30 protein-coding genes, 1 riboswitch and 1 other annotated feature are annotated in these 26,130 nt (G+C 45.5%); of the genes, 25 read left to right on the plus strand and 5 right to left on the minus strand.

Going from position 1 to position 26,130, the window contains the following annotated elements; genetic code table 11:
- Nucleotides 1-10 precede the first annotated feature (10 nt).
- Nucleotides 11-460, minus strand: coding sequence for a DUF4385 domain-containing protein (locus ERX35_RS00230; protein WP_149457896.1), 450 nt, complete (start codon nucleotides 458-460; stop codon nucleotides 11-13).
- A gap of 187 nt (nucleotides 461-647) precedes the next feature.
- Here ERX35_RS00230 and ERX35_RS00235 point away from each other — a divergent pair, with 187 nt between their 5' ends.
- On the plus strand, nucleotides 648-1,103 hold the full coding sequence (locus tag ERX35_RS00235; protein ID WP_149457897.1) for a C40 family peptidase: 456 nt from the start codon (nucleotides 648-650) through the stop codon (nucleotides 1,101-1,103).
- A 330-nt stretch (nucleotides 1,104-1,433) separates the two neighbouring features.
- Nucleotides 1,434-2,129: a C40 family peptidase gene (locus tag ERX35_RS00240; RefSeq protein ID WP_149457898.1), complete on the plus strand. Its 696-nt coding sequence runs from the start codon at nucleotides 1,434-1,436 to the stop codon at nucleotides 2,127-2,129.
- 46 nt (nucleotides 2,130-2,175) lie between these two features.
- On the opposite strand, the gene ERX35_RS00245 is transcribed toward ERX35_RS00240, so the two are convergent.
- Nucleotides 2,176-2,868, minus strand: coding sequence for a type 1 glutamine amidotransferase domain-containing protein (locus ERX35_RS00245; protein WP_149457899.1), 693 nt, complete (start codon nucleotides 2,866-2,868; stop codon nucleotides 2,176-2,178).
- 118 nt (nucleotides 2,869-2,986) lie between these two features.
- Between ERX35_RS00245 and ERX35_RS00250 the strand changes: the two genes are divergently transcribed.
- Genes ERX35_RS00250 through ERX35_RS00265 form a run of 4 tightly spaced genes read left to right on the plus strand, consistent with a single transcriptional unit; the run spans nucleotide 2,987 to nucleotide 5,455 of the window.
- A complete protein-coding gene (locus ERX35_RS00250) occupies nucleotides 2,987-3,436 on the plus strand; it encodes a GNAT family N-acetyltransferase (protein ID WP_149457900.1) in 450 nt (149 codons plus the stop codon).
- Between the two features lie 11 nt (nucleotides 3,437-3,447).
- Nucleotides 3,448-3,954 carry a methylated-DNA--[protein]-cysteine S-methyltransferase gene (locus ERX35_RS00255; RefSeq protein WP_149457901.1) on the plus strand — a complete coding sequence of 169 codons (507 nt, stop codon included), beginning with the start codon at nucleotides 3,448-3,450 and terminating at the stop codon, nucleotides 3,952-3,954.
- Nucleotides 3,947-4,276: a CHY zinc finger protein gene (locus ERX35_RS00260; protein WP_211359956.1), complete on the plus strand. Its 330-nt coding sequence runs from the start codon at nucleotides 3,947-3,949 to the stop codon at nucleotides 4,274-4,276. The genes ERX35_RS00255 and ERX35_RS00260 overlap by 8 nt, the downstream gene beginning before the upstream one ends.
- A gap of 36 nt (nucleotides 4,277-4,312) precedes the next feature.
- On the plus strand, nucleotides 4,313-5,455 hold the full coding sequence (locus tag ERX35_RS00265) for a DUF418 domain-containing protein (RefSeq protein WP_149457902.1): 1,143 nt from the start codon (nucleotides 4,313-4,315) through the stop codon (nucleotides 5,453-5,455).
- A 30-nt stretch (nucleotides 5,456-5,485) separates the two neighbouring features.
- On the opposite strand, the gene ERX35_RS00270 is transcribed toward ERX35_RS00265, so the two are convergent.
- Complete coding sequence (locus ERX35_RS00270) at nucleotides 5,486-6,400, minus strand: metallophosphoesterase (RefSeq protein WP_149457903.1); 915 nt, start codon at nucleotides 6,398-6,400, stop codon at nucleotides 5,486-5,488.
- A gap of 184 nt (nucleotides 6,401-6,584) precedes the next feature.
- Here ERX35_RS00270 and ERX35_RS00275 point away from each other — a divergent pair, with 184 nt between their 5' ends.
- Entirely contained in the window at nucleotides 6,585-7,082 is a 498-nt protein-coding gene (locus ERX35_RS00275; RefSeq protein ID WP_149457904.1) for a hypothetical protein, read from the plus strand.
- A 29-nt stretch (nucleotides 7,083-7,111) separates the two neighbouring features.
- On the opposite strand, the gene ERX35_RS00280 is transcribed toward ERX35_RS00275, so the two are convergent.
- Nucleotides 7,112-7,486, minus strand: a complete 375-nt coding sequence (locus ERX35_RS00280; RefSeq protein ID WP_149457905.1) for a hypothetical protein — start codon at nucleotides 7,484-7,486, stop codon at nucleotides 7,112-7,114.
- A 191-nt stretch (nucleotides 7,487-7,677) separates the two neighbouring features.
- On the opposite strand from ERX35_RS00280, the gene ERX35_RS00285 reads away from it, so the two are divergent.
- The 14 genes from ERX35_RS00285 to ERX35_RS00350 all read left to right on the plus strand — a co-directional run bounded on the left by ERX35_RS00285 (nucleotide 7,678) and on the right by ERX35_RS00350 (nucleotide 20,302).
- On the plus strand, nucleotides 7,678-8,751 hold the full coding sequence (locus ERX35_RS00285) for a YkvI family membrane protein (RefSeq protein WP_149457906.1): 1,074 nt from the start codon (nucleotides 7,678-7,680) through the stop codon (nucleotides 8,749-8,751).
- A gap of 26 nt (nucleotides 8,752-8,777) precedes the next feature.
- A complete protein-coding gene (locus ERX35_RS00290) occupies nucleotides 8,778-9,758 on the plus strand; it encodes an alpha/beta hydrolase (RefSeq protein ID WP_149457907.1) in 981 nt (326 codons plus the stop codon).
- Between the two features lie 58 nt (nucleotides 9,759-9,816).
- A complete protein-coding gene (locus ERX35_RS00295; RefSeq protein ID WP_170234486.1) occupies nucleotides 9,817-10,722 on the plus strand; it encodes an NAD-dependent epimerase/dehydratase family protein in 906 nt (301 codons plus the stop codon).
- A 297-nt stretch (nucleotides 10,723-11,019) separates the two neighbouring features.
- Entirely contained in the window at nucleotides 11,020-11,637 is a 618-nt protein-coding gene (locus tag ERX35_RS00300; protein WP_149457909.1) for a DUF47 domain-containing protein, read from the plus strand.
- 12 nt (nucleotides 11,638-11,649) lie between these two features.
- Complete coding sequence (locus tag ERX35_RS00305; protein WP_149457910.1) at nucleotides 11,650-12,648, plus strand: inorganic phosphate transporter; 999 nt, start codon at nucleotides 11,650-11,652, stop codon at nucleotides 12,646-12,648.
- Nucleotides 12,649-12,796: 148 nt separating this feature from the next.
- Nucleotides 12,797-13,489 (plus strand): GntR family transcriptional regulator, encoded by a 693-nt coding sequence (locus ERX35_RS00310; RefSeq protein WP_149457911.1) that lies wholly within the window; start codon nucleotides 12,797-12,799, stop codon nucleotides 13,487-13,489.
- Between the two features lies 1 nt (nucleotide 13,490).
- Nucleotides 13,491-15,044 (plus strand): gluconokinase, encoded by a 1,554-nt coding sequence (gntK, locus tag ERX35_RS00315; protein WP_149457912.1) that lies wholly within the window; start codon nucleotides 13,491-13,493, stop codon nucleotides 15,042-15,044.
- Between the two features lie 18 nt (nucleotides 15,045-15,062).
- On the plus strand, nucleotides 15,063-16,430 hold the full coding sequence (locus ERX35_RS00320) for a gluconate:H+ symporter (RefSeq protein ID WP_149457913.1): 1,368 nt from the start codon (nucleotides 15,063-15,065) through the stop codon (nucleotides 16,428-16,430).
- 83 nt (nucleotides 16,431-16,513) lie between these two features.
- A complete protein-coding gene (locus tag ERX35_RS00325; RefSeq protein WP_149457914.1) occupies nucleotides 16,514-17,146 on the plus strand; it encodes a Bax inhibitor-1 family protein in 633 nt (210 codons plus the stop codon).
- 81 nt (nucleotides 17,147-17,227) lie between these two features.
- Nucleotides 17,228-17,947: a YebC/PmpR family DNA-binding transcriptional regulator gene (locus ERX35_RS00330; RefSeq protein ID WP_149457915.1), complete on the plus strand. Its 720-nt coding sequence runs from the start codon at nucleotides 17,228-17,230 to the stop codon at nucleotides 17,945-17,947.
- A gap of 91 nt (nucleotides 17,948-18,038) precedes the next feature.
- Nucleotides 18,039-18,506 (plus strand): cupin domain-containing protein, encoded by a 468-nt coding sequence (locus tag ERX35_RS00335; RefSeq protein ID WP_149457916.1) that lies wholly within the window; start codon nucleotides 18,039-18,041, stop codon nucleotides 18,504-18,506.
- Nucleotides 18,507-18,583: 77 nt separating this feature from the next.
- Nucleotides 18,584-18,997, plus strand: coding sequence for a VOC family protein (locus ERX35_RS00340; protein WP_149457917.1), 414 nt, complete (start codon nucleotides 18,584-18,586; stop codon nucleotides 18,995-18,997).
- 1 nt (nucleotide 18,998) lies between these two features.
- Complete coding sequence (locus ERX35_RS00345) at nucleotides 18,999-19,376, plus strand: GNAT family N-acetyltransferase (RefSeq protein WP_149458331.1); 378 nt, start codon at nucleotides 18,999-19,001, stop codon at nucleotides 19,374-19,376.
- A gap of 146 nt (nucleotides 19,377-19,522) precedes the next feature.
- Nucleotides 19,523-20,302: an SDR family NAD(P)-dependent oxidoreductase gene (locus ERX35_RS00350; protein ID WP_149457918.1), complete on the plus strand. Its 780-nt coding sequence runs from the start codon at nucleotides 19,523-19,525 to the stop codon at nucleotides 20,300-20,302.
- A gap of 45 nt (nucleotides 20,303-20,347) precedes the next feature.
- Here ERX35_RS00350 and ERX35_RS00355 read toward each other — a convergent pair whose 3' ends face one another.
- A complete protein-coding gene (locus tag ERX35_RS00355; RefSeq protein WP_149457919.1) occupies nucleotides 20,348-21,442 on the minus strand; it encodes a 5-methyltetrahydropteroyltriglutamate--homocysteine S-methyltransferase in 1,095 nt (364 codons plus the stop codon).
- Nucleotides 21,443-21,487: 45 nt separating this feature from the next.
- Nucleotides 21,488-21,693: a binding site (T-box leader), on the minus strand.
- A gap of 88 nt (nucleotides 21,694-21,781) precedes the next feature.
- Between ERX35_RS00355 and ERX35_RS00360 the strand changes: the two genes are divergently transcribed.
- The 4 genes from ERX35_RS00360 (at nucleotide 21,782) to ERX35_RS00375 (ending at nucleotide 26,102) form a co-directional block, all read left to right on the plus strand.
- Nucleotides 21,782-23,347 carry a phospholipase D family protein gene (locus ERX35_RS00360; protein WP_246143093.1) on the plus strand — a complete coding sequence of 522 codons (1,566 nt, stop codon included), beginning with the start codon at nucleotides 21,782-21,784 and terminating at the stop codon, nucleotides 23,345-23,347.
- A gap of 56 nt (nucleotides 23,348-23,403) precedes the next feature.
- A riboswitch (SAM riboswitch) is annotated at nucleotides 23,404-23,508 on the plus strand.
- 68 nt (nucleotides 23,509-23,576) lie between these two features.
- On the plus strand, nucleotides 23,577-24,593 hold the full coding sequence (locus ERX35_RS00365; protein WP_425463245.1) for a methionine ABC transporter ATP-binding protein: 1,017 nt from the start codon (nucleotides 23,577-23,579) through the stop codon (nucleotides 24,591-24,593).
- Entirely contained in the window at nucleotides 24,583-25,248 is a 666-nt protein-coding gene (locus ERX35_RS00370; RefSeq protein WP_149457921.1) for a methionine ABC transporter permease, read from the plus strand. Before ERX35_RS00365 ends, ERX35_RS00370 begins: the two co-directional genes overlap by 11 nt.
- A gap of 14 nt (nucleotides 25,249-25,262) precedes the next feature.
- Complete coding sequence (locus ERX35_RS00375; RefSeq protein WP_149457922.1) at nucleotides 25,263-26,102, plus strand: MetQ/NlpA family ABC transporter substrate-binding protein; 840 nt, start codon at nucleotides 25,263-25,265, stop codon at nucleotides 26,100-26,102.
- Nucleotides 26,103-26,130: the final 28 nt, after the last annotated feature.

A 26,130-nucleotide genomic window follows, 5' to 3' on the forward strand; every position in this document is an offset into this window, starting at 1 on the left:
TTATGACCGTTTACTGTTCATAGCGGTCTTTATGCTCTTTTTTCATCCGCTGATAATCTGCGTCGGCCCGGATTTTATCCCAGTATTCTTTAAAGATCAGTGCCGACTGCCGTTTAATATCATCATCTTCATTCGGCATGACTTTACGGTCATCATCATATTTCCGGCCAGACTTATGATGCGCATAACGCATGGCACGTGTGTAACCCATCTGGATGAATTTTCTCGCCATATCCATGCCGACAAAATCGTCTGCCTCTTTATAAGCCTCGTATAACTGATAAATTTCTGCGCTTGATTTCTTCGCGATGTCCGGCGTCTTAAAGCGCCAGTGGGGAAGTATTTCGCCTTTATACGGTTCGACGAGCAGCACACCCTGCTCACCACGCCCGACTTGGTACAGCTCGGGATGCTTGCGAAAGTCAATCTTCTTGAAATCCTGTTCATAATTAAATTTCATCTTATGCCTCCTATATCACTTGTCATCACTGTCAATCGTTTCTTCATATTGTAACAATGGAACATGTTGTATATCACTTATGTAACAAATAAATGACAATAAGCGTTTCAAGAATTTGTCGTGCTATGATTAATTTAACTTATAAAGAGAAGCTAATACTACTAATCAACTAAGGGGGACTACCAGCTTGAAGAAGACATTGCTCGCTGTAACGACTGCTGCTTTATTGACGACCGGGATTGCTGCACCAGTACATGAGGCAGATGCTGTACGACAGACAGTGACATACAAGAAAGCATCCGGTAACTCTGTGGCATCAGTCGCAAGAAGCATCGCTGCAAAACGTATTTACAAATATGGTGCGAACAACAATTATGCAGTGGACTGCTCAGCCTTTGCTCAGCAAGTTATGAGTGCTGTCGGCAAACGCGTGCCAAGAACAACTCATGCTCAAATAAAAGCAGGCAGACGTGTCTACAATCCTCAAGCAGGAGATCTCGTCTTCTTCAATCGCGGGACTCATGTTGGTGTCTATATCGGCAACGGCCAGATGGTCGATGCACTAAATCCAGTAGAAGGTGTTAAAGAGCGTTCGATTTATTATATCAACGGCACAATCACTGGTTTCTACAGATATTATTAGCTGCTATATTAATGAATTCCTGCCGCAGATGCGGCAGGAATTTTTTTAATACAGTGTTAAGTAATATGACAGAGAAAAAGATGCACTGTAATATTTATTCCTTAATTTGTAAATTAAAAGGAATAAATAGGAAAATGAACGTTGCTATGACGGCTTTGAGAAGAGGAAAGTGTAAAATGTATATTATTACAATCTGGCTTAATAATTTTCAGTGTCGTAACAATACTATAACAAGGCCCTTTTATTAATTGTTATATGGTATGATTCTATCTGTCCTAAATAACTCGTAACTTTTAATGAATTAACCATATATAACGGAGGAATTACAAAATGAAAAAAACTATTATTGCTTTATCTACATTAGCAGGTTTAACAGTAGCAGGTAATCATCATGCGGATGCAGCTGCATACGGAAAAGGAACTCCGGAAGCACAAGCACATATGAACAATACTACTTCAACTTCTTACAACTATAACTATTCAAATGACTACAAATATAACTACACTTATACTGCTAATGCAGATGGAAGCACTGTATACAACTATAACTATGGTTCAAATAACAACTTCAGAGCTAACTCAGTCACTACTGAAGCGAATGCTGACACTACACAGACAACTGTAAGAAACTTCAACCAAAATACTACTTATCAAAAAGCAGTTTCTACAACAACATCTGCTGCAGTCAATAACAATGTAGCATCAGTAGCAAACAGCATGGCTGCAACTCGTATCTACGTTTACGGTGCTAACACTTCTACTGCAGTAGACTGTTCATCATTTGCACAGCAAGTACTGGCAGCGATGGGTAAATCAATTCCACGTACAACATACGCTCAAATGGCAGCAGGTACACCGGTATCTAACCCGCAACCAGGCGACTTAGTCTTCTTTAACGACGGATCACACGTTGGTGTCTACATCGGCGGCGGTATCATGGTCGATGCACTTAATCCTGCTGAAGGCGTTGGCGAACGTGCAGTATCATATGTTGATGGTACAGTCACTGGCTACTACCGATTCTAATAAACAGTCAGATCAGGTTAGACCTATATAGGTCTAACCTGATTTTTTATTTTGCCTCAAGAGCAGCAGCTAACTTTTTACCGACTTTCTGTGCGGACGGTGGATTCTGCCCGGTGATAACGCGGCCGTCAATCCGCACATACGATTTCAGGGGACGCTTCGCTTTATATTTCCCGCCGGCTGCAGTCATCGCATCCTGCGTCAAATAAGGCATCTGTTTCTTAGTGCCGTTCAGGCGTTCTTCCATCGTGCTGAAACCGGTGACTTTCTTCCCGTGCAGCACCGGGACACCTGTCTGCCGGTCGACTACATTGACTAGACCGACGACGCCGTGACATACACCAGTAACAAAGCCGCCGTTAGCATAGATAGTCTCTGCAATTTCCTGCAGCTCGGTATTATCCTTGAAGTCCCACATGGCGCCGTGGCCTCCGGCGTAATAAATTGCCGCATATTCTAATGGATTGACTGCTGACGGCTTCATTGTAGCAGCAAGTGCACGCTGTTTGAAGATATCATTGCCATACCATTTCCAGTCAGTATCGTTTGCCGCTTTCAAGCTTGCCGGGTCAATCGGCACGTAGCCGCCTTTCGGGCTGACGTAATCAATTTCATGACCTGCGGCTGCCATCTCTTCGACAAAATGTGTCACTTCGCCGAGCCAGACACCGGTTGCACGGTCAGTCGTCTCATAGTTTTCGACATTAGTTGCTACTACTAGTATTTTAGCCATGATCATTCTCCTCGTTAAACTAGTTATTATCTGTTTACCCGTCTGACGAGAAATTATGCTTTAAATTTAAGGTAAGTGAACTTGGAATATAGTAGAATAAAGAAAACTCGCTGAGGTGACGACTATGTGGAAGTTTAAAGAATTCGACCGACTGACGACATTAGAACTGTTTAAGATTTATAAGCTGCGCGTCAATACATTTGTTGTGGAACAGCAGTGCGCCTATCCGGAGATTGACGACAAGGATCTACAGTCCATTCATATTTTTGACTGGGAAAACGATGACGTCCTGAGCTATGCCCGTCTCATTATCGATGAACCTGTGCATATCGGCAGAGTGATTGTGGCGCCGGCACAGCGTGGCAGCGGAGCCGGCCGTGTATTGATGGAGAAAGTCATGAACTATATTGAAACGCATCATTCCCATACGCCGCTGCATCTTCAGGGGCAGGCGCATCTTCATGATTTCTATGCGTCATACGGTTTTAAAGCCATGTCTGATATTTATTTTGAAGACATGATTCCGCACATAGATATGGAGCGACCGGCATTTAAGGCAGCCGATCAATTTTAAGGGGTGAACGTATGATTTATTTAAGCGAATGGCAGCACGGTGCTACTGTCTACTATTTGGCAGCATCAAAGAAAGGGGTATGTTATTTCGGCAATAATGAGCGGGCAGTCGTCATGACGTGGCTCGGGCGCCACTTTAATGAAGATGTGTTGCTGGGTTCTCCTGCTGATGCACATAACAGGAAATACATGGATGACCTGACGAATTATTTTAACGGCAGCTTAACCGCTTTTGACTGGCCGTTTGATTTAAAAGGGACGCCGTTTCAGCAGCTTGTCTGGGAACAGCTGCTGACCGTGCCCTACGGCCGGACACTGACTTACGGCGACATCGCAGCGCGTCTTAATAACAGCAAGGCGGTACGAGCAGTAGGGGGCGCTATCGGCAGAAACCCGGTCATGGTCGCTATACCGTGCCATCGTATTATCGGCAGGAATGGTAAGTTGACCGGCTTTTCCGGTGGACTTGATATTAAACGACAGCTGCTTGATATTGAAGGGATTGCTTATCATGACTAAAGTGTTCGGCAGCACAGTCGATAATGAGACGCGGTGCATTCATTATCATCAGCCGGAAGATGTCATCGCCATCAAGTTTAACTGCTGCAGCAAATATTATCCGTGCTACAAATGTCATCAAGAAAACGAGGCACATTCTATTATTCCATGGCCGAAAGATGACTGGGATAAACAGGCGATACTGTGCGGCAGCTGCAAAATGGAGCTGACAATCAATGACTATATGGCAGCAGTACAGTGCCCGCACTGTGCGGCGCCGTTCAATCCACGATGCAGCAATCACTACCATCTATATTTTGATATGAGAGGAGAGGGCCTTTAATATGAACAGCAGTCATCACAAAGTTCCGGACATAAGATGACGAAAGAACGCATCTATAGTCTGGACGTACTCCGTGGATTCAGCCTGTTCGGCATTATTATAATGAATATTGTCGGCTTCACGCATGATACGTTTCATATGAATCCTTATTTGATATTCCGCCATGGCTGGGACCGGGTGCTGTACAGCATAGAAGTATTGTTCGTGCAGAACTCCTTCTATCCGATCTTTGCCTTTCTGTTCGGCTACGGGCTTGCAATGATGCATGAGAGCGCCGCCGCAAGAGGCAGCAGCTTTGCGCCGATTGCTTATAGAAGGCTCAGTGCGATGATTATTTTCGGTGTCATTCACGGTATGCTGATTTTCTCAGGGGACATTCTGCAGTCGTATGCGATTGTGACACTAGTCGGCGTACTGTTTTTATTTATCGATCGTGCCTTCAGTTTAATCGCGGCACTTTTTCTCTGGCTGCTGTATGCTGCATTGTACTGGGTACCGACACTGACACTGGCGCTGCAGCGGCCCGAGCTTGACTACATGGGCAGCAACACGCAGGCCGCACGTCACATGATGGCTGTACTTAATAGTCATGATCTAGTTAAAATCATTCAGCTGACAGGCGATAACTTTCTCACTTACTTCTTTGTCACGGATGCTGATTCATTTCTCTTCAGAGCGACGTCATTGCTGCCGCTCATACTGCTTGGAATGTTTGCCAAGCGGGTGAGGCTGTTCGAGCGTCTCATTCGATACCGCAAATATGCTGTACTGCTTGCAGCAGTGTTCTTTGTCAGCGGCCTTGCGATTAAAAGTCTGCCGCTCATCTATTACGGACGCTTCAGTCTGGATCAAGTCGGCGTATACAGCGGCGGTATTATTTTAGCCGCCGCCTATGTCATTGCACTTGTGCTGCTGAGTGAGCACGCGACGTTCAGAACATGGACGGCGCCTCTCAGCAAAGTCGGCAGGCTCAGCTTTACGACTTATATTATGCAGAGCATACTCATGTTCATCATTGTCTATGGGTTCCAGCTGTTCGGCACACTGAATCTGCTGGAGACATATACGATTGCTGTCCTGATTTATTTGTTCAATATTATATTTGCGGTCTGTTATTTGAAGAAATTCAAGCAAGGTCCGCTTGAATATATATGGCGTAAAATCACTTATTTGAAATAGACGGCTATTGCTTTGACGGCAGTTATACCATCAATAGATTTTCCTGAACTGCAGTGTTCTTGTCACTTCCCGTCCGTAACCGTCGATCTGCATATGATTGTCGTAAAGCTTAATGATGCTGTAGGCGTTCTGGTCAGGCGTTTCAACCATCCCTTTTAAGTTGACGTAGTGGACGCCTTTTCTGACGTGATATTTTCCGTTATGCGTATGTCCGTTGAAATACACCTGCACATTATCATATTTATCGATCAGCTCCAGAATCTTCTCGCGGTTCAGCACATTATCTTTATAAAGCGGATAGACTGCATGATGACTGAATAGGATGACCGGCTGCCTGGCTGTTTTCGCCGTCTTCAGCACCGTGTTAAGCCAGGCTAACTGCCGGCTGCTGACCGCCCCGTTCGATTCAAGCGCATACGGTCTGGCGGAATTTTTCGCCTGTGTCAGATAGTGCTGTGCCAGGGCATAGGACGTCGATGTTTTTGGATGTGCATATGTGCTGATTTCATTAGTATCGAGAACGATGAAGCGGATGTTCTGCTTAACGAATGTATAGTAGTTATGTTCCATATGGAGCGCGCTCATTGCTGCGTTGTTATGACCCGGGAAATCATGATTACCGAGTACATCATAGCGGGGTGATTTCAGCTGCTGATAAAGGGGTATCATCTTGCTGAACGACTGATAGTCGCGGTCGATGGTATCGCCGAGCTGGATGGTGAAAGCGAGAGGCCTGCTGTTAAATGTCCTGACTGCTTCAGTCATCTTTGCCGGAGTAGCGAGGAAATACCGATGTGATTGATAGCTCGGTATATATTCCGGTGCGCAGTCGCAGTACTGGGCATCAGTAAACATGCCGAACTGCAGCAGCGGCACGGGCAGTTTTGACGGGATGATCAAGAATATGATGACAGTCATAATTAAGCGCAGTATTCTCTCCAGCATCGTCAGACCTCCTCTGCAGTCTGAGTATAAAATATTGAGTGTGAGAACAGTGGTTTTTTACGTAATCTTTAATATTACTTATTAATAAATATAATTAATTTACAAAATAGGTTGTAGGTTACTCATAGGAAATTACCATGCCATATGGTAAAATAAAAAAGCTATAATCTTAAAGGAGGACATCATGAAAGACGAAATTGAATATTTGATTTTAGATGGAAATTTCGCAGCGGTGTACCAGATGATGTCTGAAACGGACTTTATGGCATTTGAAGAAGCATTTATCAGCGCAGCTTATGACAGCGAATCCATTATGTTCTATACATTTATCGCCGAGATGATTAAAGCGGAGGAGACAGTCGAACTCCATGACCTTGCTTTCCTGCTCCTCGTCTATCCTTTAAGTGATGTCAACGGTGCATTCAACGCAGCATACTATCATGCAAAACGCTCTGTTGTGATGACCGGATATAAAGAAATTAAAAGCCTGCTGCAGCTGTTGTTCCTATATGCTGTGCCTGACCCGGTCGTTTCTGACAAAGAAGCATTCACTGTTGCAAAAGAGATCTTGAAGCAGGACCCGAACAACAAAGTTGCGAGAACTATATTAAAGCAGACAGCGAAGAAGCTCGACTCAGTAGTAGTCGACATTAATCACTTCAATCACATGAAAAACGCCTGAAGACATGCCTTCAGGCGTTTGTTTTATTCTTAATCTTCAAGCCATACTTCAACCGGAAGAATGACCGGGAACATACCTCTGTCTTCAGTCATTTTGACAATGAGTGCGGAAGCCTTGGAAAATAGCGGTACAGCGTACATCTTCTCGTCACTCTGCAGTTCCGCCAGAACGTCAACATCCTCATCAGCGCTGCTGGCAAGTATGGTCGCTTCGATTACCCCGTCCACTTGAGTGCCGAAATGCGCAAACATAAAGTTCAGTGTGAATTCAAAGACGTGCGGGTCATTCGGGTGCTGCTCGATATCAATACGGTGCATTTTCGTCATATCCGCTGATGTCTGTTCAAAATCTCTGACATGCAGTTCTCTGACAAACATATGGACTACTTGTTTGTTCAATTCCATTTAGTCATCCCTCCAATTAGTGGTTACATTTTTATTATACAGATAAATAGGTTTTCAGGCCTATAAATATAGGGTATTTAACTAAAGTCGCTTAAAATTGCACACGATATGAAAGGAGGATTATTTGCTATTAAGCCGGTTATCTGTTTAAATGGGACACGTATGTTTCAAAAATAGAAGGAGGAGATAAAGTGTCAAAGAATAAAGAAGCCATTAAAATCGGCTCTGCTTATGTCGGGGTCGTTGTTGGTGCAGGTTTTTCGACAGGACAGGAAGTTTTGAAGTTTTTCACGAATTACGGTACATACAGTTATGCTGCCATTTTGATTGCAGGGCTGATGCTCGCTTTTTTCGGGCGTGAGATTACTAAGATCGGCCGGGGGTTAGAGGCAGACAGTCACGAAAGTGCGATCAACTACCTATTTGGTGAAAAATTTGGAAAAGTCATCGATTATGTACTCGTATTCTTCCTATACGCTATTTCTATTATTATGCTGGCCGGGGCAGGGAGTGCTTTCAATGAAAGCTTCGGCGTTCCGATATGGCTCGGCTCATTGATCATGCTGCTGGCAGTCATTGCTACATTGATGATGGATTTCAATAAAATCGTCGGAGCGCTCGGTTTAGTGACGCCCTTTCTTATTGCTGTCGTCACAACGATTGCGGTCTACTTCTTCTTTAACGGCGACTTGGCGTTCAATGAAGTGAACAGGCATATCGATGTCTCGAAGCAGCCGTCTAAAAGCTGGTGGTGGGATGGTATTCTGTACGGCGGCCTTGCGTTCTCCACAGCTTTCAGCATGCTGACAGCAATCGGCGGTGATTCAAGCCGGAAAGTGATTGCAGGGCGCGGCGGGACAATCGGCGGTATTGTGCTGCTGATTCTCTTGATGATGGTGAATTCCGGTCTTTTGACTGAGCTCGATCAAGTGAAAGATTCTCCGATTCCCTCACTTGTGCTCGGCCGCATGATACATCCGGCGCTGAGTTTGGCACTCAGTATTATTATGCTGACCGTCATCTATAATACAATCGTCGGCCTGATGTATTCATTTGTCGCGCGCTTTACAGAGCCGTATTCAAAAAAATATGTGCTGCTGCTCGTCGGTGCGATGGTTATCGGCTATTTCCTGAGCTTCATCGGCTTTGTCGACCTCGTCGGCAAACTGTATCCGGCAATGGGGTATATCGGGCTGCTGTTATGCGTCGGTATTCTCGTCAAATACTTTGTCAGAAAAAGCCGGGGTAAGAAACATATAGCATAACCTTCAACTACAAAGGAGTTACAGCGATGAAAAAATTATTGTGGATGGGCGGGAGTATACTCTGGCTGTTTGTCATCGGATTGATCGCCGATCAGATTCCACGGGATTCTGCGCAGATTACCGGGCCGGTCTTCAAGAATGACAACATTACAATGTACCGCAATATCACCTACAGCAAAATCCATGACAGCCAGCTTGATATACTGATGCCGAAGAAAGTGAAAAAAGGGGACAAACTGCCGCTCATCTTATGGACGCACGGCGGCGGGTTTATTGCGGGAGATAAAAAGCATAAAAACCCATACTTGGCACAGCTCGCAGAAAAAGGGTTCATCATTGCGAATATGAACTATGCGCTGGCACCAGAATATCAGTATCCGACGCCGATTAAGCAGCAGATAGCAGCGGCGGGCTATATGATGCGCAATACACTCAGACTGCCGCTTGACAAAACGCAGATTGTGATCGGCGGTGATTCAGCGGGGGCTCAGCTGGCGAGCCAGTTTGCAGCCATTCAGACAAATCCACTGCTGCGAAAAGAGATGGCTGTCAGCCAGAGCTTTTCACAAAGCCAGCTGAAAGCAGTCATTTTATTCGGCGGATTTTACGACATGAATAGTGTCCGAGCAACAAAATTCCCTCGGATTAATTTGTTTATGGAAAGCTATACCGGGGAAGCGGACTGGGAAAAGAACTTTCTGCCGCTTGATCAAATGTCTACAGTTAAACAAGTGACAGCAAAATATCCGCCGACGTTTTTGACGGTCGGAGATGCCGATCCGTTCGACTCACAAGGTAAGGAACTTGTGGCTGTGCTGAAGAAAAACCAGGTGCCTTACAAGACAGCTTTTTTTGATAGGACACATCGACTGCCGCATCAATACCAATTCCATATGCAGCTCAAGGAGTCCCAGCTGACTTATCAGCAACTGCTGATGTTTTTAGGACGCTATACGAACCAAGTCCCGTATGATGCAGGAACTAAAGGAACAGGCGCAGGTATATAGCGATGTATGGCTGGTATGATAAAATAAAACTATGCTGAATGAGACGGAGGCAGTTTATATGCGACCAAAAGTATTGTTATCAGGCATCACTGGTTATATTGGCAGCCATTTATATAAAGTGCTGAGCGGAGAGATGGCTGTGACGGCGATGTCCAAGTATCCGGAAGAGTCATTATGGACACAAGGCGATATATTTAATCTGGAAGATGTGGAGCGGGCGATGGAAGGCATAGATTTCGCTGTTTACTTTCTTGATCCGACTAAACGGTCGAGTAAGACGACTGAAGCGAAATTCAGCGATTTAAACGCTATCGCTGCTGACAACTATGCCCGGGCTGCAGAGAAGAACCAGATCAAGGAAATCATCTATATCGCTGGCGCTACAGAAGATGAAGAGACGCTGAAAATATTGAGACATTATAAAACACCTGTCAAAGTGACGACGAGCAAAATCCGGCGTAAAGGGATAATGGCACAGGATCAGACTTCAAAACAAGACGATGTCAGAGTGCTGGTCAGATATAAACTGCCGCAGTCATGGACGCTTGAACGCTTCGTCACGCACTACTTTAATTACTATAACGATATCGTTCCTAAAATATCGAATGTTGAACATCAGAACGGGGCTTATCATCTGCAGGCGTGCTCTAATGACCTAATCATACTGACCCAGCTGACCGATGTAACGAATAACGACCGGCAGTTATTTGAGATTTCTGCCGGGACACTTGTCAAACAAAGCTGTGATAACAAGGGACGGCTGGAGTTCAGACGGCTGATTGATACGAATGAAGTCATCGTCGGCATTAATGACTACGTCCCGTCCATGCCGAAATGGTTTTATCAGTTCTGCCAGTCCCCGTTTCATCAGGTGACCATGCATGTGTTCGATGTCGAGATGCGTATTCAGGCATTTAATGAGGAGAAAACACGCGGTGTAGTCAAGTCCTATACAAAAGATTAATAGCTAAAGAAAGTGAGCGCCGGGCTGTAACTGCGCTCACTTTCTTTATTATTGCTAATAAGTAGAACAGCTCTTTTAGACAGAACAGTATAATTACAATAAATCAATTTACAAAACTGTAACATAAAATAAATATATAATTTACAAAGTACAAAATTTATTCAATATTAGTATATTTTCTATACGAAATTTACTTTTTGTTTACAAAGAGGCTATCGTTCCCGTCCGATTTCATATAAAATATTATCGTTGACCTGATACAAGAATAGGTGGCTAAACCATAGGAGGCATTATTTAATGTTTAACAGAAAAAAAGATAAATTTGCAATTCAACTTGAAGCGATGGCTGAAAATCTGCAGCGTGCATCATTAGCATTCGGAGAAATGAATTTCCACAGTGCTTTTGATCTGAAGAAATATGCAGACGGCATTAAAGCATTCGAGAAAAATGGTGATAACTTAATGCATCAGATTATCTCTGATTTGAACCAGACATTTATCACACCAATTGAACGTGAAGATATTTTAGCACTGGCTAATGCGATCGATGATGTACTCGACGGTATGGAAGAGACAGCTGCCATGTTCGAAATGTATTCTATCGATTATACAGATGAATTCACTGCTGAATTCGTTAAAAATATTCAAGCTTGCGCAGAAGAAATCAAAATTGCAGTAGGATTAGTAGCGCAGAAGAAATTCTCACATATCCGCGTGCATTCTATCAATATTAAAGAGCATGAGACAAACTGTGACGGCATTCTCCGTCAATCTATCAAACATATCCTGTCTGTTGAATCCGACCCTGTAGTGATTATGAAGATAAAAGACATTTATCAGTCACTTGAAGATATCGCAAACAAATGTCAGACTGTGGCGCATAATCTTGAATCAATCATTATGAAGAACAGCTAAGGAGTTTTTAGGATGGAACCTATATTAATCATTACGATGGCAATCGTTGTTTGTGCGTTAGTCTTTGACTTCATCAATGGTTTCCACGATACGGCGAATGCCATTGCGACTGCTGTCTCAACAAAAGCACTGAAGCCCCGCCATGCAATCTTAATGGCAGCGGTGATGAACTTCCTCGGTGCACTAATGTTCACAGGTGTCGCGAAAACAATCACTAAAGACATCGTCGATCCGTTTACACTTAATAACGGGCCAGTCGTGATTCTGGCAGCACTGCTTGCAGCAATCGTCTGGAACTTAGTCACATGGTATTACGGCATACCAAGCTCTTCTTCACACGCGCTTATCGGTGCAGTGGCAGGGGCAGCTATAGCCTCAGCAGGATTCAATGTACTGCATTATTCCGGCTTCATCAAGATCATCATTGCCTTACTTGTATCACCGATTCTTGCATTTGTTATCGGCTATATTATGTATTCAATTTTTAAGGTTATATTCAAGAACAACAACTTAACAAAAACGAACCGCAACTTCCGTTTCGTGCAGATCTTCACTGCAGCACTGCAGGCGTTCTCACACGGGACTAACGATGCTCAAAAAGCAATGGGTATTATCACGATGGCATTGATTACAGCAGGACTGCAGACCGGCGATGACATCCAGCACTGGGTACAGATTTCATGTGCGACGGCAATGGGTCTCGGTACAGCGATCGGCGGCTGGAAAATCATTAAGACAGTCGGCGGCAATATTATGAAAATACGTCCGGCGAACGGCGTGGCAGCTGACTTAAGTTCAGCGCTGATTATTTTCGGTGCGACGCATGTTCATCTGCCGGTGTCAACAACACACGTAGTTTCATCATCTATTTTAGGTGTCGGCTCATCTCATCGTGTTAAAGGTGTGAAATGGACGACGGCACAGCGTATGATCATTACATGGGTAATCACACTGCCGATTTCAGCCGTGATTGCAGCATTGATGTTCTGGGTGCTGAATATTTTCATATAATGATAATTAATGGGCAGACTCTTATAATAGTCTGCCTGTTTTTTTATGGAGATTTTTATCAGCTCTAGCAAGAAGAAAAAAAGAAACCGTTTACAAGAAAGCGTTTTTACATTACTATACTTGTATACAAGTATGCGGGAGGGATGACATGTTTCCTGAACAATGGCTCGATAAAGCATCATCTGGAGAGAGAATTGCAGCTGACCTCCGGCTGAAAATCATCGACGGCAGCTACAAGCCGGGTGATAAGTTGACTGAAAACCAGCTGGCACAAATGTATGGAACGAGCCGGTCGCCGATACGAGATGCTATTAAGATGCTCGCCTCTGATAACTTAATCAGCAGCGAACGGATGGGCGTGACAGTCATCGGGCTGTCTTCGAAAGATATTGAAGAGATCTATGATATTAGACTGCTGATTGAAGGGTTCGTTTTTGAAAAGCTGATGAAGCTCGAGTCAGCTGAACTGTTGAATCAGCTGAACAAAATTATCGCGATGATGGAAGTGGCCGTTAAGTTCAAGGATGCTGATGAGTTCAGTCTGCAGGACATATTGTTCCATCAGACCGTCATCCGCTTCGTCAATCATCAGCAGGTCCTTTATTTATGGCAGAACTTAAAGCCGATCATGGAGACGCTCATCCTGATTTCGATGAGGAAGCGGATGACTGAGGACGCGCATGATTTTGCCCGGGTGATTGATAATCATCTGTTATATATCCAGGCGATTGTCACGAAGGACAGAGCATTATTCAAGCAGGCGATGCATCTGAACTTTGATGATGTCGACAGTCACATTGACGCCTTATGGCATTCCAGTAAACAGAGGAAGGGTGAGTAACATGAAGTTTATGATCGGTGCCGATATCGGTACGACAAGTACGAAAGCTGTCATTTACGATGACGAGGGGACGATTAAAGCCGTCCATCACGTAGAATACCCGCTGCATACACCGACTGCTGATACGGCTGAGCAGGATCCGAATGAAATATTTGATGCGGTGTTAATGACGATCAAGCATGTTGTCAGGGAAGCAGGTGCCGCTAAAAACGAGATTGCTTTTGTCAGTTTCTCAAGTGCGATGCACAGTCTGATTGTCATGGATGATGATAATGAACCCATTACACGCAGCATCACGTGGGCGGATAATAGAAGCTATCAGTATGCGAAGAAGATCAATAAAGAATATAACGGGCTTGATATATACCACCGGACCGGGACGCCCGTTCATCCGATGAGCCCGCTCTCTAAAATCATGTGGCTGAAAGAAGAGAAGCCTGAACTGTTCCAGCGGGCGAAGAAGTTCATCGGCATTAAGGAGTTCGTCTTCTACAAGCTGTTCAACCGCTACGTCATTGATTATTCCATCGCTTCAGCGACCGGGCTGTTCAATATTCATGAGCTTGACTACGACAAGGACGTGCTGCAGCTGCTGGACATCGATGACTCACAGTTATCTGAACCTGTGGATACGACAACGTATTATGAAGATATGGACAGACGATTTGCGGATGTGATGGGCATCGATGCCGGAACACCGTTTGTTATCGGTGCTTCTGACGGTGTCCTCAGCAACCTTGGTGTCGATGCCTTCAAACCGGGTGAAGTTGCGGTCACTATCGGTACAAGCGGTGCGATCCGCACAGTCATTGACCGGCCGAAGACGGATAAGCAGGGCAGATTGTTCTGCTATGCTCTGACGAAAGACCAGTGGGTTATCGGCGGGCCGGTGAATAACGGCGGCATCGTCCTCAGATGGATCCGCGATGAGTTTGCAGCGAGCGAAACAGAGACCGCAAAACGCCTCGGCGTTGAGAGCTACGATGTCCTCATGAAGATTGCTGAACGCGTACCTGCGGGCAGTAACGGTCTGCTCTTTCATCCATACCTGGCAGGAGAACGGGCGCCGCACTGGAACGCTGACGTCAGAGGTTCATTTTTCGGGCTGACATTGTCCCATAAGAAAGAACACATGATCCGTGCAGCACTGGAAGGTGTCATCTTTAACTTGTATTCCGTGTTCATCGCGCTGAATGTTTTGATGGATGAGCCGGTCAAGTCATTGAAGGCGACCGGTGGATTTGCTAAAAGTGAACTGTGGCGTCAAATGATGGCGGATATTTTCGAGCACGACTTGATCGTGCCGGAAAGCCATGAGAGCTCATGTCTCGGTGCGATGGCACTTGGCCAGGTCGCACTGGGCATGAAAAAGGATTTCTCTCATATCAGCGACATGGTCGGTGCTTCGTTCGAACATACGCCGGCATTTGACAACGTAAAGATTTACCGGGAAATACTTCCGCTCTATATTAACTTGACGCAGAGCCTGGAAGAGAACTACGCGGCAATCGCCGCCTTCCAGCGCCGTCATGAACAGCTGCTCGAAGAGAACTGAAAACAGGAGGACTATTAAATGAACTTTTTTGTAGAACAGTGGCCGCTGATCACAGTAGCTATCGCAATTATTTTGCTGCTTGTATTAATTATGGGGTTCAAACTCAACACCTTTATCGCTCTTATCATCACAGCTTTCACCACTGCTTTATTACTCGGGATGCCGCTTGATAAAGTCGTGGTCACAGTTGAAACGGGGATGGGCGGGACGCTCGGTCATATCGCACTGATCTTCGGTCTTGGTGCCATGCTCGGTAAGCTGCTGGCTGACGGCGGCGGTGCAACCCGTATCGCCAACACGCTGATTAACCGCTTCGGCCTGAAAAATATCCAGTGGGCAGTTGTCATTGCGTCGTTCATTATCGGTATCGCCTTATTCTTCGAAGTCGGTCTTGTCTTACTGATTCCGATTGTCTATACAATCGCGAAAGAAACAAAACTACCGGCGCTTCATCTCGGTATTCCGATGGCGGCTGCTCTTTCTGTCACTCACGGTTTCCTGCCGCCGCATCCAGGGCCTGTGCTCATCGCCAAGGAATACGGTGCGAATCTAGGGGAAGTGCTGCTGTATGGTTTCATCGTCGGTGTTCCGGTCGCGATTATCGCAGGTCCCGTGTTCAATAAGCTCGCGAAGAAAATCGCACCAACTGCTTTCACGAAAGAAGGGGATATTTCGTCATTAGGAAAGAATGTCCACTTCAAGCTTGAAGACACACCGGGATTCGGTATCAGTACACTGACCGCATTGTTTCCTGTCATCTTAATGCTTATGGCGACAATCGTTAAACTGATTGTCGGCGCACAAAATATAACACCGGGCAATGGCATTAAAGCGCTCTACTTATTAGGGGATGCATCGACTGCTATGCTGCTGTCTATTATCTTTGCCATATTTACGATGGGTCTTGGACGTAAACGTCCGATGAAAGATGTCATGCAGTCAGTCACTGACGCCATCTATCCGATCGGCATGATGCTGCTCATTATCGGAGCGGGCGGCGCCTTTAAGCAAGTGCTGATTGACGGCGGTGTCGGTAAGCATGTTGAGACACTGTTCACACATTCAGACTTCTCTCCGATTATTTTAGCGTGGCTGGTCGCTGCTGTACTGCGGATTGCACTTGGTTCTGCCACTGTCGCAGCGATTTCTACGACCGGTATTATCATTCCGCTGCTGGCGGCAAGTGATGTCAATGTGGCACTGGTCGTTCTTGCGACCGGCGCCGGCAGTGTTATTGCCTCTCACGTCAATGACGCCGGCTTCTGGATGTTCAAGGAGTACTTCGGTCTATCTGTTAAAGAGACATTATTGACATGGACACTGCTTGAAACAATCATCTCTGTCACAGGTCTGATTTTCATTCTGCTGCTCAGCATGTTCGTCTAATTTGAAAGTTTGTAATTGTCTGGCTGACCATGTAAAATATGAATTAATCCTACCGGATGAATTCACTTTAAAGAGGTTATGCTATGAACTATCAATCAACCTATTCAAATTCACGCTCAAGCAGCGTTAAACAAGCCTGGCTTTACTTCGTCTATTACTGGGTGGTCTTTTTAGCAGGAACATTTGTCGGACAGTTTGTACCGGATGCTTTGAGATTTCCAATTACCATGTTGATCTTTGCGATTATTATGATTTCATTGTTTGTCAAAGCTTCTAGAAAATTTGATTCCCTGCTGTCGAATGTACTGGCATTTCTGCTCGGTGTCGTCAGCTATACGGCATTTACGTACTATATCGCTGACTTAGGCGCCATGTCGTTTTATCAGAACATCGGGCTTGCAGTCGGTTCATTCTTTGCATTCGGATTTCTCGGCTACTTTGTTGTCGGTGATGCGACGAATCTCGGCAGACTGCTCTTCCCGGCGCTGATTGTCCTCGTACTGGCAAGTTTCGCGGGACTGTTCATTCACATTCCGATGTTCCAGCTAGTGCTGACGATTGCAGGTCTTGCGATCTTCCTGCTGTATACGATTTATGACTTCAACAGAATGAAGCGGGGTAACTTCTCGGCACGGGAAATGGGCTTCAACTTATTTATCAACCTGCTCAACATCATCATGGATGTATTGAGACTTGCAAGTATATTGAAGGATTAACAGAGACGGTGACACCGTCTCTTTTTTTGTTGTATATTTGGTGTATAATAGAGCTATATTAGTTGAAAGAAGGATGACATTATGGGTCGTAAATGGAACAATATTAAAGAGAAAAAAGCTGCAAAAGATAAAAATACAAGCCGGATTTATGCGAAATTCGGGCGTGAAATCTATGTGGCTGCTAAATCTGGCGAACCGGATCCGGAATCCAACCAGAACTTGAAATTCACTTTAGAGCGCGCAAAAACATACTCAGTGCCGAAGCACATCATTGACCGTGCGATTGAAAAAGCAAAAGGCGGCGCAGAGGAGAACTTCGATGAACTGCGTTACGAAGGCTTCGGTCCGGGCGGTTCTATGCTGATTGTTGATGCGCTGACCAACAACGTCAACCGGACAGCAAGTGATGTCCGTGCAGCGTTCGGTAAAAACGGCGGCAACATGGGTGTATCAGGCTCTGTTGCCTATATGTTCGACAACACGGCGATCTTCGGCTTTGAAGGTAAGTCTGCCGACGAAACACTCGAACTGCTCATGGAAGAAGATATCGATGTCCGTGACGTGCTGGAAGAAGACGGGCAGACAATCGTCTATGCAGAACCCGACCAGTTTGCAGCGGTGCAGACGGCACTTAAAAATGCAGGGATTGAAGAGTTCACGGTCGCTGAACTGTCAATGGTCGCTCAAAATGAATTAGAGCTGTCTGAAGCGGATCTTGAAGTGTTTGAGAAGCTGGTAGATGCGATTGAAGACTTAGAAGATGTCCAGACTGTGCACCATAACGTCGCACTGCCTGAGTAGTTAAACTTATTGATTAAATAGTCTGCTTACTGATGAATGGAGCATAACGTGTTTCATTCATCTTTATATATCAGTACTTTAGGAGGTCTTTATGACTACAAAAGAAGAGATTATTAACCGGCTCAACTTGCAGCCTCATCCTGAGGGCGGATACTTTCATCAGTCCTATGCTTCAGCCGAAACCACTGGAGATAAACAGCTGTTCACCAGTATTTATTTCTTGATCGAGTCAGGCAACATCTCACACTTTCACCGGCTCACTTCTGATGAACTGTGGTACTATCACGGCGGCGATGCGATTACAATCCACATGATCCATCCGGACGGCCGCTACGAGGTGGTCAAGCTGGGTATGAACCTTGAACAAGGCGAAGTGCCGCAGTTTCTAGTGCCTGCCCGCACGATCTTTGCATCAACGGTAGAAGATGCAGCCTGGAGCTTTGTCGGCTGTATGGTGGCACCCGGCTTTACATTCGATGACTTCGAGCTCTTTAAAGCTGAAGAGCTGCTGCCGCTCTATCCTAAGCATGAAGCAGTGATCAGACGTTATGCACTTTAAGAAACGCCGGTCTGAGTGACTGTGCGTTTCTGTCGCATTTTCCCTGACATTTCATTACACTGAAGGAGGACTAAACAATGAGAATGCAAAAAGTAGTGCCTTTTCTAATGTTTAACGGCCGGGCGGAAGAAGCGGTCGATTTTTACACGACGATATTTAGAAACAGTCAGATCATCTCGATCAATAAATACGGCGAAGAAGGTCCGGGTGCACCGGGAACCGTGAATCACAGTATATTTACATTGAATAACCAGCAGTTCATGGCGATTGATAATGCGGATAGTACAGCGATTCCGTTCACTCCTGCCATGTCTTTTGCTATTAACTGCGACAGTGAAGAAGAAATCGACTATTTGTATGCCCGGCTGTCGACTAACGGCAAAGTTTTGATGGAACTCGCACCGTTAGAGCCGATCGCACGAAAGTTCGCCTGGGTAGAAGACCGCTTCGGTATCAGCTGGCAGCTGAATCTGCCATCATTCGGTGAGTAGAATGATCCGCAAGTTTAAAGCTGCTGATATTGAGACTATCCAGCAGCTGAACCGTGACGAAGGCTGGGATAATTTAGTCGTGCGTCATGAGCAGACATTGAACAGCTGGCTTGGCAGTGAAGCATATGTCATCGAAGAGGCAGGAGACGTCATCGGCTGCATCCGTGCGCTGACAGACGGTCATGTGTCTTTATATATATGTGAATTAATCATCCGGCATGATCAGCGGGGAAAAGGGTACGGCAGAATGCTGCTTGATCACATTCACAGCTTATATCCGACGACCCGTATGGAACTCCTGGCGACAAGCAGCTCCAAAAGCTATTACGAGAACCGGTTCAGACCATTTTACGGGTTCAGAAGAACATATCATGAATAACTCCGCAGACCTTCGTCTGCGGATTTTTTGATGGCGCTAAATCTTTATGCAGTGGTTCATATATTTCTGGATATACATTCGACGATTCCTTTTAGTTTAAAATTTGTGCGCTGCTTCTTTATAATAAAGTAAAAGGAGTGATTGAGATGGATTTAAAGTTAGCAGGCAAAGTAGCAGTCATTACAGGTTCAAGTAAAGGGATCGGCAGAGAAACAGCAGCCGTCCTGACGGAAGAGGGCGCAGTCGTTATACTCACTGCCCGTAACGAGGAAAGCTTACAAGACGCCGTGCAGTATATAAAAGACAGAACAGGCAGGACAGTCGATTACGTCACAGCAGACGTTACGAACGAAGCAGATGCGAAGAAAGTCATCGCGTTTGCCGCTGAAAAGTACGGTCATCTTGATATACTGATCAACAACGCAGGCTCTGCCTTCGCTGAAAACTTTGAGAATGTGTCGCTTGATGACTGGCAGAACGACTTGAACTTGAAACTGTTCGGCTGGATCCATATGATTCATGCAGCACTCCCGGAACTTAAAAAGCAGGGCGGGGCCATCTTGAATTTAACAGCAGTGGCAGGCAAGACACCGCCCGCTAATACGTCTCCGACTTCTGTGTCAAGAGCAGCAGGCCTCGCTCTGACGAACACATTAAGTAAAGACCTTGCCCCTTACAACATCCGCGTCAATGCCGTCTGCATCGGTCTTATCCGCAGCGGTCAGATCGAAAGACGCTGGCAGGCAGAGGCGCCGGAGCAGTCATGGGAAGACTATGCGCGTGATCCGAAGTTCAACATTCCGCTCGGGCGCATCGGCGATACAAGAGAAGCGGCGAACGTGATCTCATTTTTAGTATCAGACGCTGCAAGCTACGTTACAGGCACTGCCGTCAATATCGACGGCGGCAGTGCACCGTCCTTATAACGAAAATAAACCTGACTGCTGTCAGGTTTATTTATTCGAAGTCACCTACAGTATTTCCTCGGCAATATCGACGACGTATTTCAGTTTGCGCCATTGGTCGTCTTCTGTCAGAAGGTTGCCTTCTTCGGTTGAACTGAAGCCGCATTGCGGGCTGAGTGCCAGCTGCTCTTTCGGTACATACCGGCTTGCTTCTTCGACGCGTTCGATGATTGTCTCTTTATTTTCGAGCGCACCGTGCTTTGATGTGAACAGGCCGAGCACAACTTTGGAGTCATCACGCTTGAAGTGCTGAAGCGGCTCAAAATCGCCTGACCGCTCGTCATCATATTCCAGGAAGAAACCGGTAAGATTTTCTTTGAACAAATCTTCTGCAATCGGACCGTAGCCGCCTTTCATCGCCCAGCTTGAACGGAAGTTGCCGCGGCATATGTGGGTCGTGATATGCAGGTCATCGGGCAGTCCGGCAATCGCATCGTTCACGGTCTTCACTGCGAGCTTGATTGCTGCCTGCTTCTCTGCCTGAGAGCGCAGTCTGCGTTTAATTCTATGCTCAGTCGCTGCCAGTCCTGCCCAGTAAACATCATCGAGCTGCACATAGCGGATGCCGAGGTCATAGAGTGCAGTCAAGCTGGCATTATAAGCTTTAGAGACATCGCGCTGGTAATCATTGATGTCAGGATAAATATCATGATTTAAAATATTCGGATGGAACAGCTGGTTAGGACTTGGAATCGTGACTTTCGCTGTCCCTTGCCTGCCGACTGCCTGCAGCAGAAAATCAGCATGTTCAAAGTGGGTGTGGTTCAAGTTCGCTGTTACTTGTTCTGTCACTTTGACATCATATGCTTTCGTCTGCACGCCGCTGAACTGCAGTCCTTCATCAGGAATATAGCCGGTCACACCGTTCAGTCCTTCGAGAAAGTCGAAGTGCCACCATGCGCGGCGGAACTCTCCGTCTGTAATGCTGTTTAAGCCCGTGTCCACTTGTTTCTTTACGATATCCTGAATCAGCCTGTTCTCAAGACGAGCCAGTTCGTCTCTTGAAATCAGCTGCTTTTTGAAATCTTCTCTTGCCTGCAATAATTCTGTCGGACGGAGCAGGCTGCCGACATGATCTGCTTTGAATGGAATCGTTGACATGGATGTTCCTCTTTTCTTTATAAAATAAAAAAACTTTCTCCTCTTAACAAGGACGAAAGTTTCGTGGTACCACCTTAATTCATGACTGAAAGTCACCTCTGACCGGTAACGACGGATACGTGCAGTGCTTATCGATGACTCACACTGACATCACAAAAAGACCATCTTCATAAAAGTTCAGTGCTTGTTTTCACCGGCCACAAGCTCGCTGCAAAAGAACGTTTTACTACTTTTCTTTTTATTGTGAAAATTGCGTATATTGAATTGCCTATAAATTTATCACCATCATGAGAAGTTGTCAAATCAATTTGTTATAATTAAAGAAATGGAGGGATGACAGTGGCCCGGACGACAACAAAAGCGCGAAAAAAACAACCTGTAAAAAAAAGCACGGTCAACAAGACAGCACCTAAAAAACAGCCGGTGAAAAAAACAGCCGTCAAACAGATGAGCTCTAAGAAAATACAACCAAAGAAGACGAGGATCAATATTAAATGGGTCAGTGGTATACTATTTTTCATCGTACTGCTCGTGTCCATATGGAATGTCTTTAAGCCGCTGCCTGCCGGTATTTCGAAGCGCTACGAACCGAGCAGGACAAATGATGTCAAGCTGCTGCTCGACAACAGCTATGAGCAGGGCGGGATGCATTATGAGCAGACTATTTTTCCGGCAATATACCGGCTGATTGATGAGGCGGATGACTTTATCATCATGGATATGTTTTTGTTCAATGATGCTTATGATGGCAGCATCCAGTTTCCGAAGCTGTCAAGTGAGCTTACGAATCACCTGATCGCGAAGAAAAGGCAGCATCCGGACATGCCGATTTATGTGCTGACCGACCCGATCAATTCGTTTTACGGCAGCTATACGCCGGATAACTATAAAAGACTGCGTGACAACGGCATATTAGTCTACGAGACGGACTTGACGAAACTGCGCGATTCCAATCCGCTTTATTCCGGCTTATGGCGTTCGACTGTCCGCTGGCTGGGGAACAGTGAGAACGGTTCACTGCCTAACATCTTCTCAAAAAATGCCCCGGATGTTACTGTAAGGGGATACGCCCGTATGCTGAACTTCAAGGCGAATCACCGGAAGACGATTGTATCAGAAAAAGCAGCGATTATTGCCAGCAGTAATCCCCATGACCCGAGCGGCCACCATCAGAATATCGCCGTGAAAGTGAGCGGTCAGCTGCAGGAGGACGTAATTCGGAGTGAAGTGGCAGCGATCAACATGAGCGGTGGTAAACTCGACCATGAGGAATTTCCAATCAATCATCATGCTTATAACAACATGATGGACTACGGGACGACGCTTGTCACTGAAGGCAGGATTAAAGAGACGCTTCTTCAGGCGATCAATCGGACCAACGACAAAGATGAACTGAAGATGGGGATGTTCTATCTTGCAGACCGCGATATCATTCGTGCGCTGCTTGATGCGGCAGACCGGGGCGTTAAGATTAAACTGATTCTCGATGTGAACAAAGAAGCGTTCGGCAAAGAGAAGCCGGGTGTGCCGAATAAACCAGTGGCACACGAACTGGTCGCAAAAAGTGACGATAGGATTCAAATCAAATGGGCTGTTTCCCACGGCGAGCAGTTCCATGCGAAATATGTGCTGATCACTGATGACCGTAAGCAGCAGGCGACGCTCTTTGTCGGCAGTGCCAACTTGACGCGCCGCAATATCGGTGACTACAACATGGAGACCGATGCCATTATCACCGGGAAATCGACTCTTCCGGTCTTCCGGGAATTAGCGGCTGACTTCGATGCCAAATGGACGAATGAGTACAGTCATGTCACGGATCACTACGAAGTGAAAAAAGACGCATCATTCTTGAAAACACTGCTGTACCGCGTGCAGGAATTCACGGGATTATCAAGTTTTTAAAAAAATCGTTGACAGGTTGTATGGACGTCTGCAATAATTTAGTTAACTTAATAAAAAAATTATCAAGAGAGATTGAGGGATATGGCCCGATGACATCTCAGCAGCGGACTCATTTATGAGCACTGTGCTAATTCCATCAAGCTTAGCTTGGCAGATAAAGGGACGTAAAACGACTTTTTAGCGCTTGCTAAGAAGTCGTTTTTTTTATATTCGGGAGGGAATTATGGCAATTATTGAAATCGAGCACGTGACCAAGCAGTTCCAGACGAAAAAAGGTGTGGTCGAAGCATTGAGAGATGTTTCACTGACCATTGAGAAAGGGCAGATCTTCGGTATTGTCGGCTATTCCGGTGCGGGTAAGTCAACACTCGTCAGGCTGATCAACAAACTGGAAAAACCGACGTCCGGCCGAGTCGTTATTGAAGGTGAGGATATCACGCGCCTTAGTCAGAAGTTACTACGGAGACGTCGTCAGAACATCGGCATGATCTTCCAGCAGTTTAACTTGTTCCGTGCAAAGACGGTGGAAGACAACATCAAGTACCCGCTCAAGCTGACAAAGAAATATTCGAAAGCTGAGATTGATAAGCGGGTGGACGAGCTGCTGCAGTTCGTCGGACTGCAGGATAAGAAGCACGATTATCCAAGTCAGCTGTCCGGCGGCCAGAAGCAGCGTATCGGTATCGCAAGAGCACTGGCGACTAATCCTGATATACTGCTCTGTGACGAAGCCACTTCTGCACTGGACCCTGAGACAACCGATGAAATATTGAGACTGCTGAAACGCATCAACGATGAGCTGAACATTACGATTGTGATGATCACTCATGAAATGGAAGTCGTCAAAAGCATCTGTGACGAAGTAGCCGTCATGGAAAAGGGCAGAATCGTTGAGCAGAATCAAGTGTTCGAGTTGTTCACAAATCCTGTTCACCCGACGACAAAACGTTTTGTGCATTCAGTATTGAATGATGATATTCCGGGCGAAGTCGATGTCAGAGCCCGAAAAATTTACCGCTTCATCTTCAACCATCAGCAAATACTGCGCCCGGTGCTCAGTCAAGTCGGCAGACAGTTCAATGTCGATTTCAATATTTTGTACGGCGGAATAACTGAGTTAACCGATAAACTTTTCGGTAATTTACTGATTGAAGCAGTCGGCAGTGACAGCAGCATCTATGCAGCACTTGATTCATTACTCAGTCACGGTATTCAAATTAAGGAGGTCAATGGCTTTGAAAACTGATTTAACGGAGTTTTATCCTGTGCTTATTCAGGAGACCATCAATACGCTCATTATGGTCAGCATTACATTGGTGCTGGCAGTACTCATCGGACTGCCGCTCGGTATCATTCTCTACGCGACAGGCCGGGGTCATGTACTCGAAAATAAGGCGGTCAATGTCATTTTGAACTTCTTCATCAATACCATCCGGCCGATTCCGTTCATTATCTTCTTAGTCGCGTTAATCCCGATCACAAGATTTCTTGTCGGGACGACGATCGGTATCTGGGCGGCCATTTTCCCGATGACGCTTGCAGCATCGTTATCAATCGCCCGTGTTGTTGAGAACAACATCATCTCGGTGGATAAAGGCGTCATCGAAGCGGCTGAAGCGATGGGATCATCCAAGTTTGACATTTTATTTAAAGTGCTTGTACCGGAAGCGGCCGGCTCATTGATTCTCGGCCTGACGTTTACAACGGTCTCACTGATAGAGTTTTCTGCAGTGGCAGGACTCGTCGGCGCAGGCGGTATCGGTTATCTGGCATTTACATACGGTTATCAGCGGTTTGACGTGGCTGTGATGTTTGTCACTGTACTCATACTCATCATCCTCGTGCAGATCACCCAGTTTATCGGCAATAAGATTGCAAATATATATACAGGCAGATTATAAGGAGAGAACAACTGATGAAAAGATTATTATTACTCGTATTAAGTGCATTACTTGTATTAGCGGCATGCGGCAACAAGAAGGACGATAAAACAATTAAAATCGGGGTCACTGGTGTCGATGGCAAAGTATGGAATGTTGTTAAAAAGAAAGCGGCAAAGGACGGCATTAAAGTGAAGTTAGTTGAATTCCAGGATTATACAGCACCAAACAACGCTTTAAGCGAAGGTGATATCGACTTGAATGCCTTCCAGCACTTCGCATTCTTAGATCAGTTCAAAAAAGACCATCACTTAAAATTATCAGTTATCGGTACAACAGTATTTGCACCGCTTGGCGCTTACTCAAATAAAATTAAAGATATTAAAGACTTGAAAAAAGGCGATACAATCGCAATTCCAAATGATGTGACAAACCAGGCACGTGCATTAAGACTGCTTGAATCAGCAGGTGTCATCAAGTTAGCCGATGACTTCGGATTATTCGGAGACCCATCAAAAATCACAGAAAACAAACTGAACTTAAAAATCAAAGCAATCGATGCACAGCAGACACCACGTGTGCTGCCTGACGTCGCTCTGTCAATCATTAACAACGGTGTAGCAGGTAAAGCAGGTTTAAATCCGAAAGATGACCCTATTTATCTGGAAGACCCGAATTCTGAAGCTGCTAAACCATACATCAACGTCATTGCTGCTAAAACAAGCCAAAAAGACAATAAAGACTACAAAAAAATTGTGGAATACTACCATTCAGCTGAAGCAGTGAAAGCCATCGAAAAAGATTCAAATGATGGTGAGATTGTAAAGAAACTATCACAAAAACAAATCAATGACATCGAGAAAAGCTTGAAGTAGTCAAATAGCCACCCGTGCGGTGGTTATT

Origin of the sequence: Macrococcus equipercicus (genome assembly GCF_004359525.2) — a bacterium.
GTDB classification, from domain to species: domain Bacteria; phylum Bacillota; class Bacilli; order Staphylococcales; family Staphylococcaceae; genus Macrococcus; species Macrococcus equipercicus.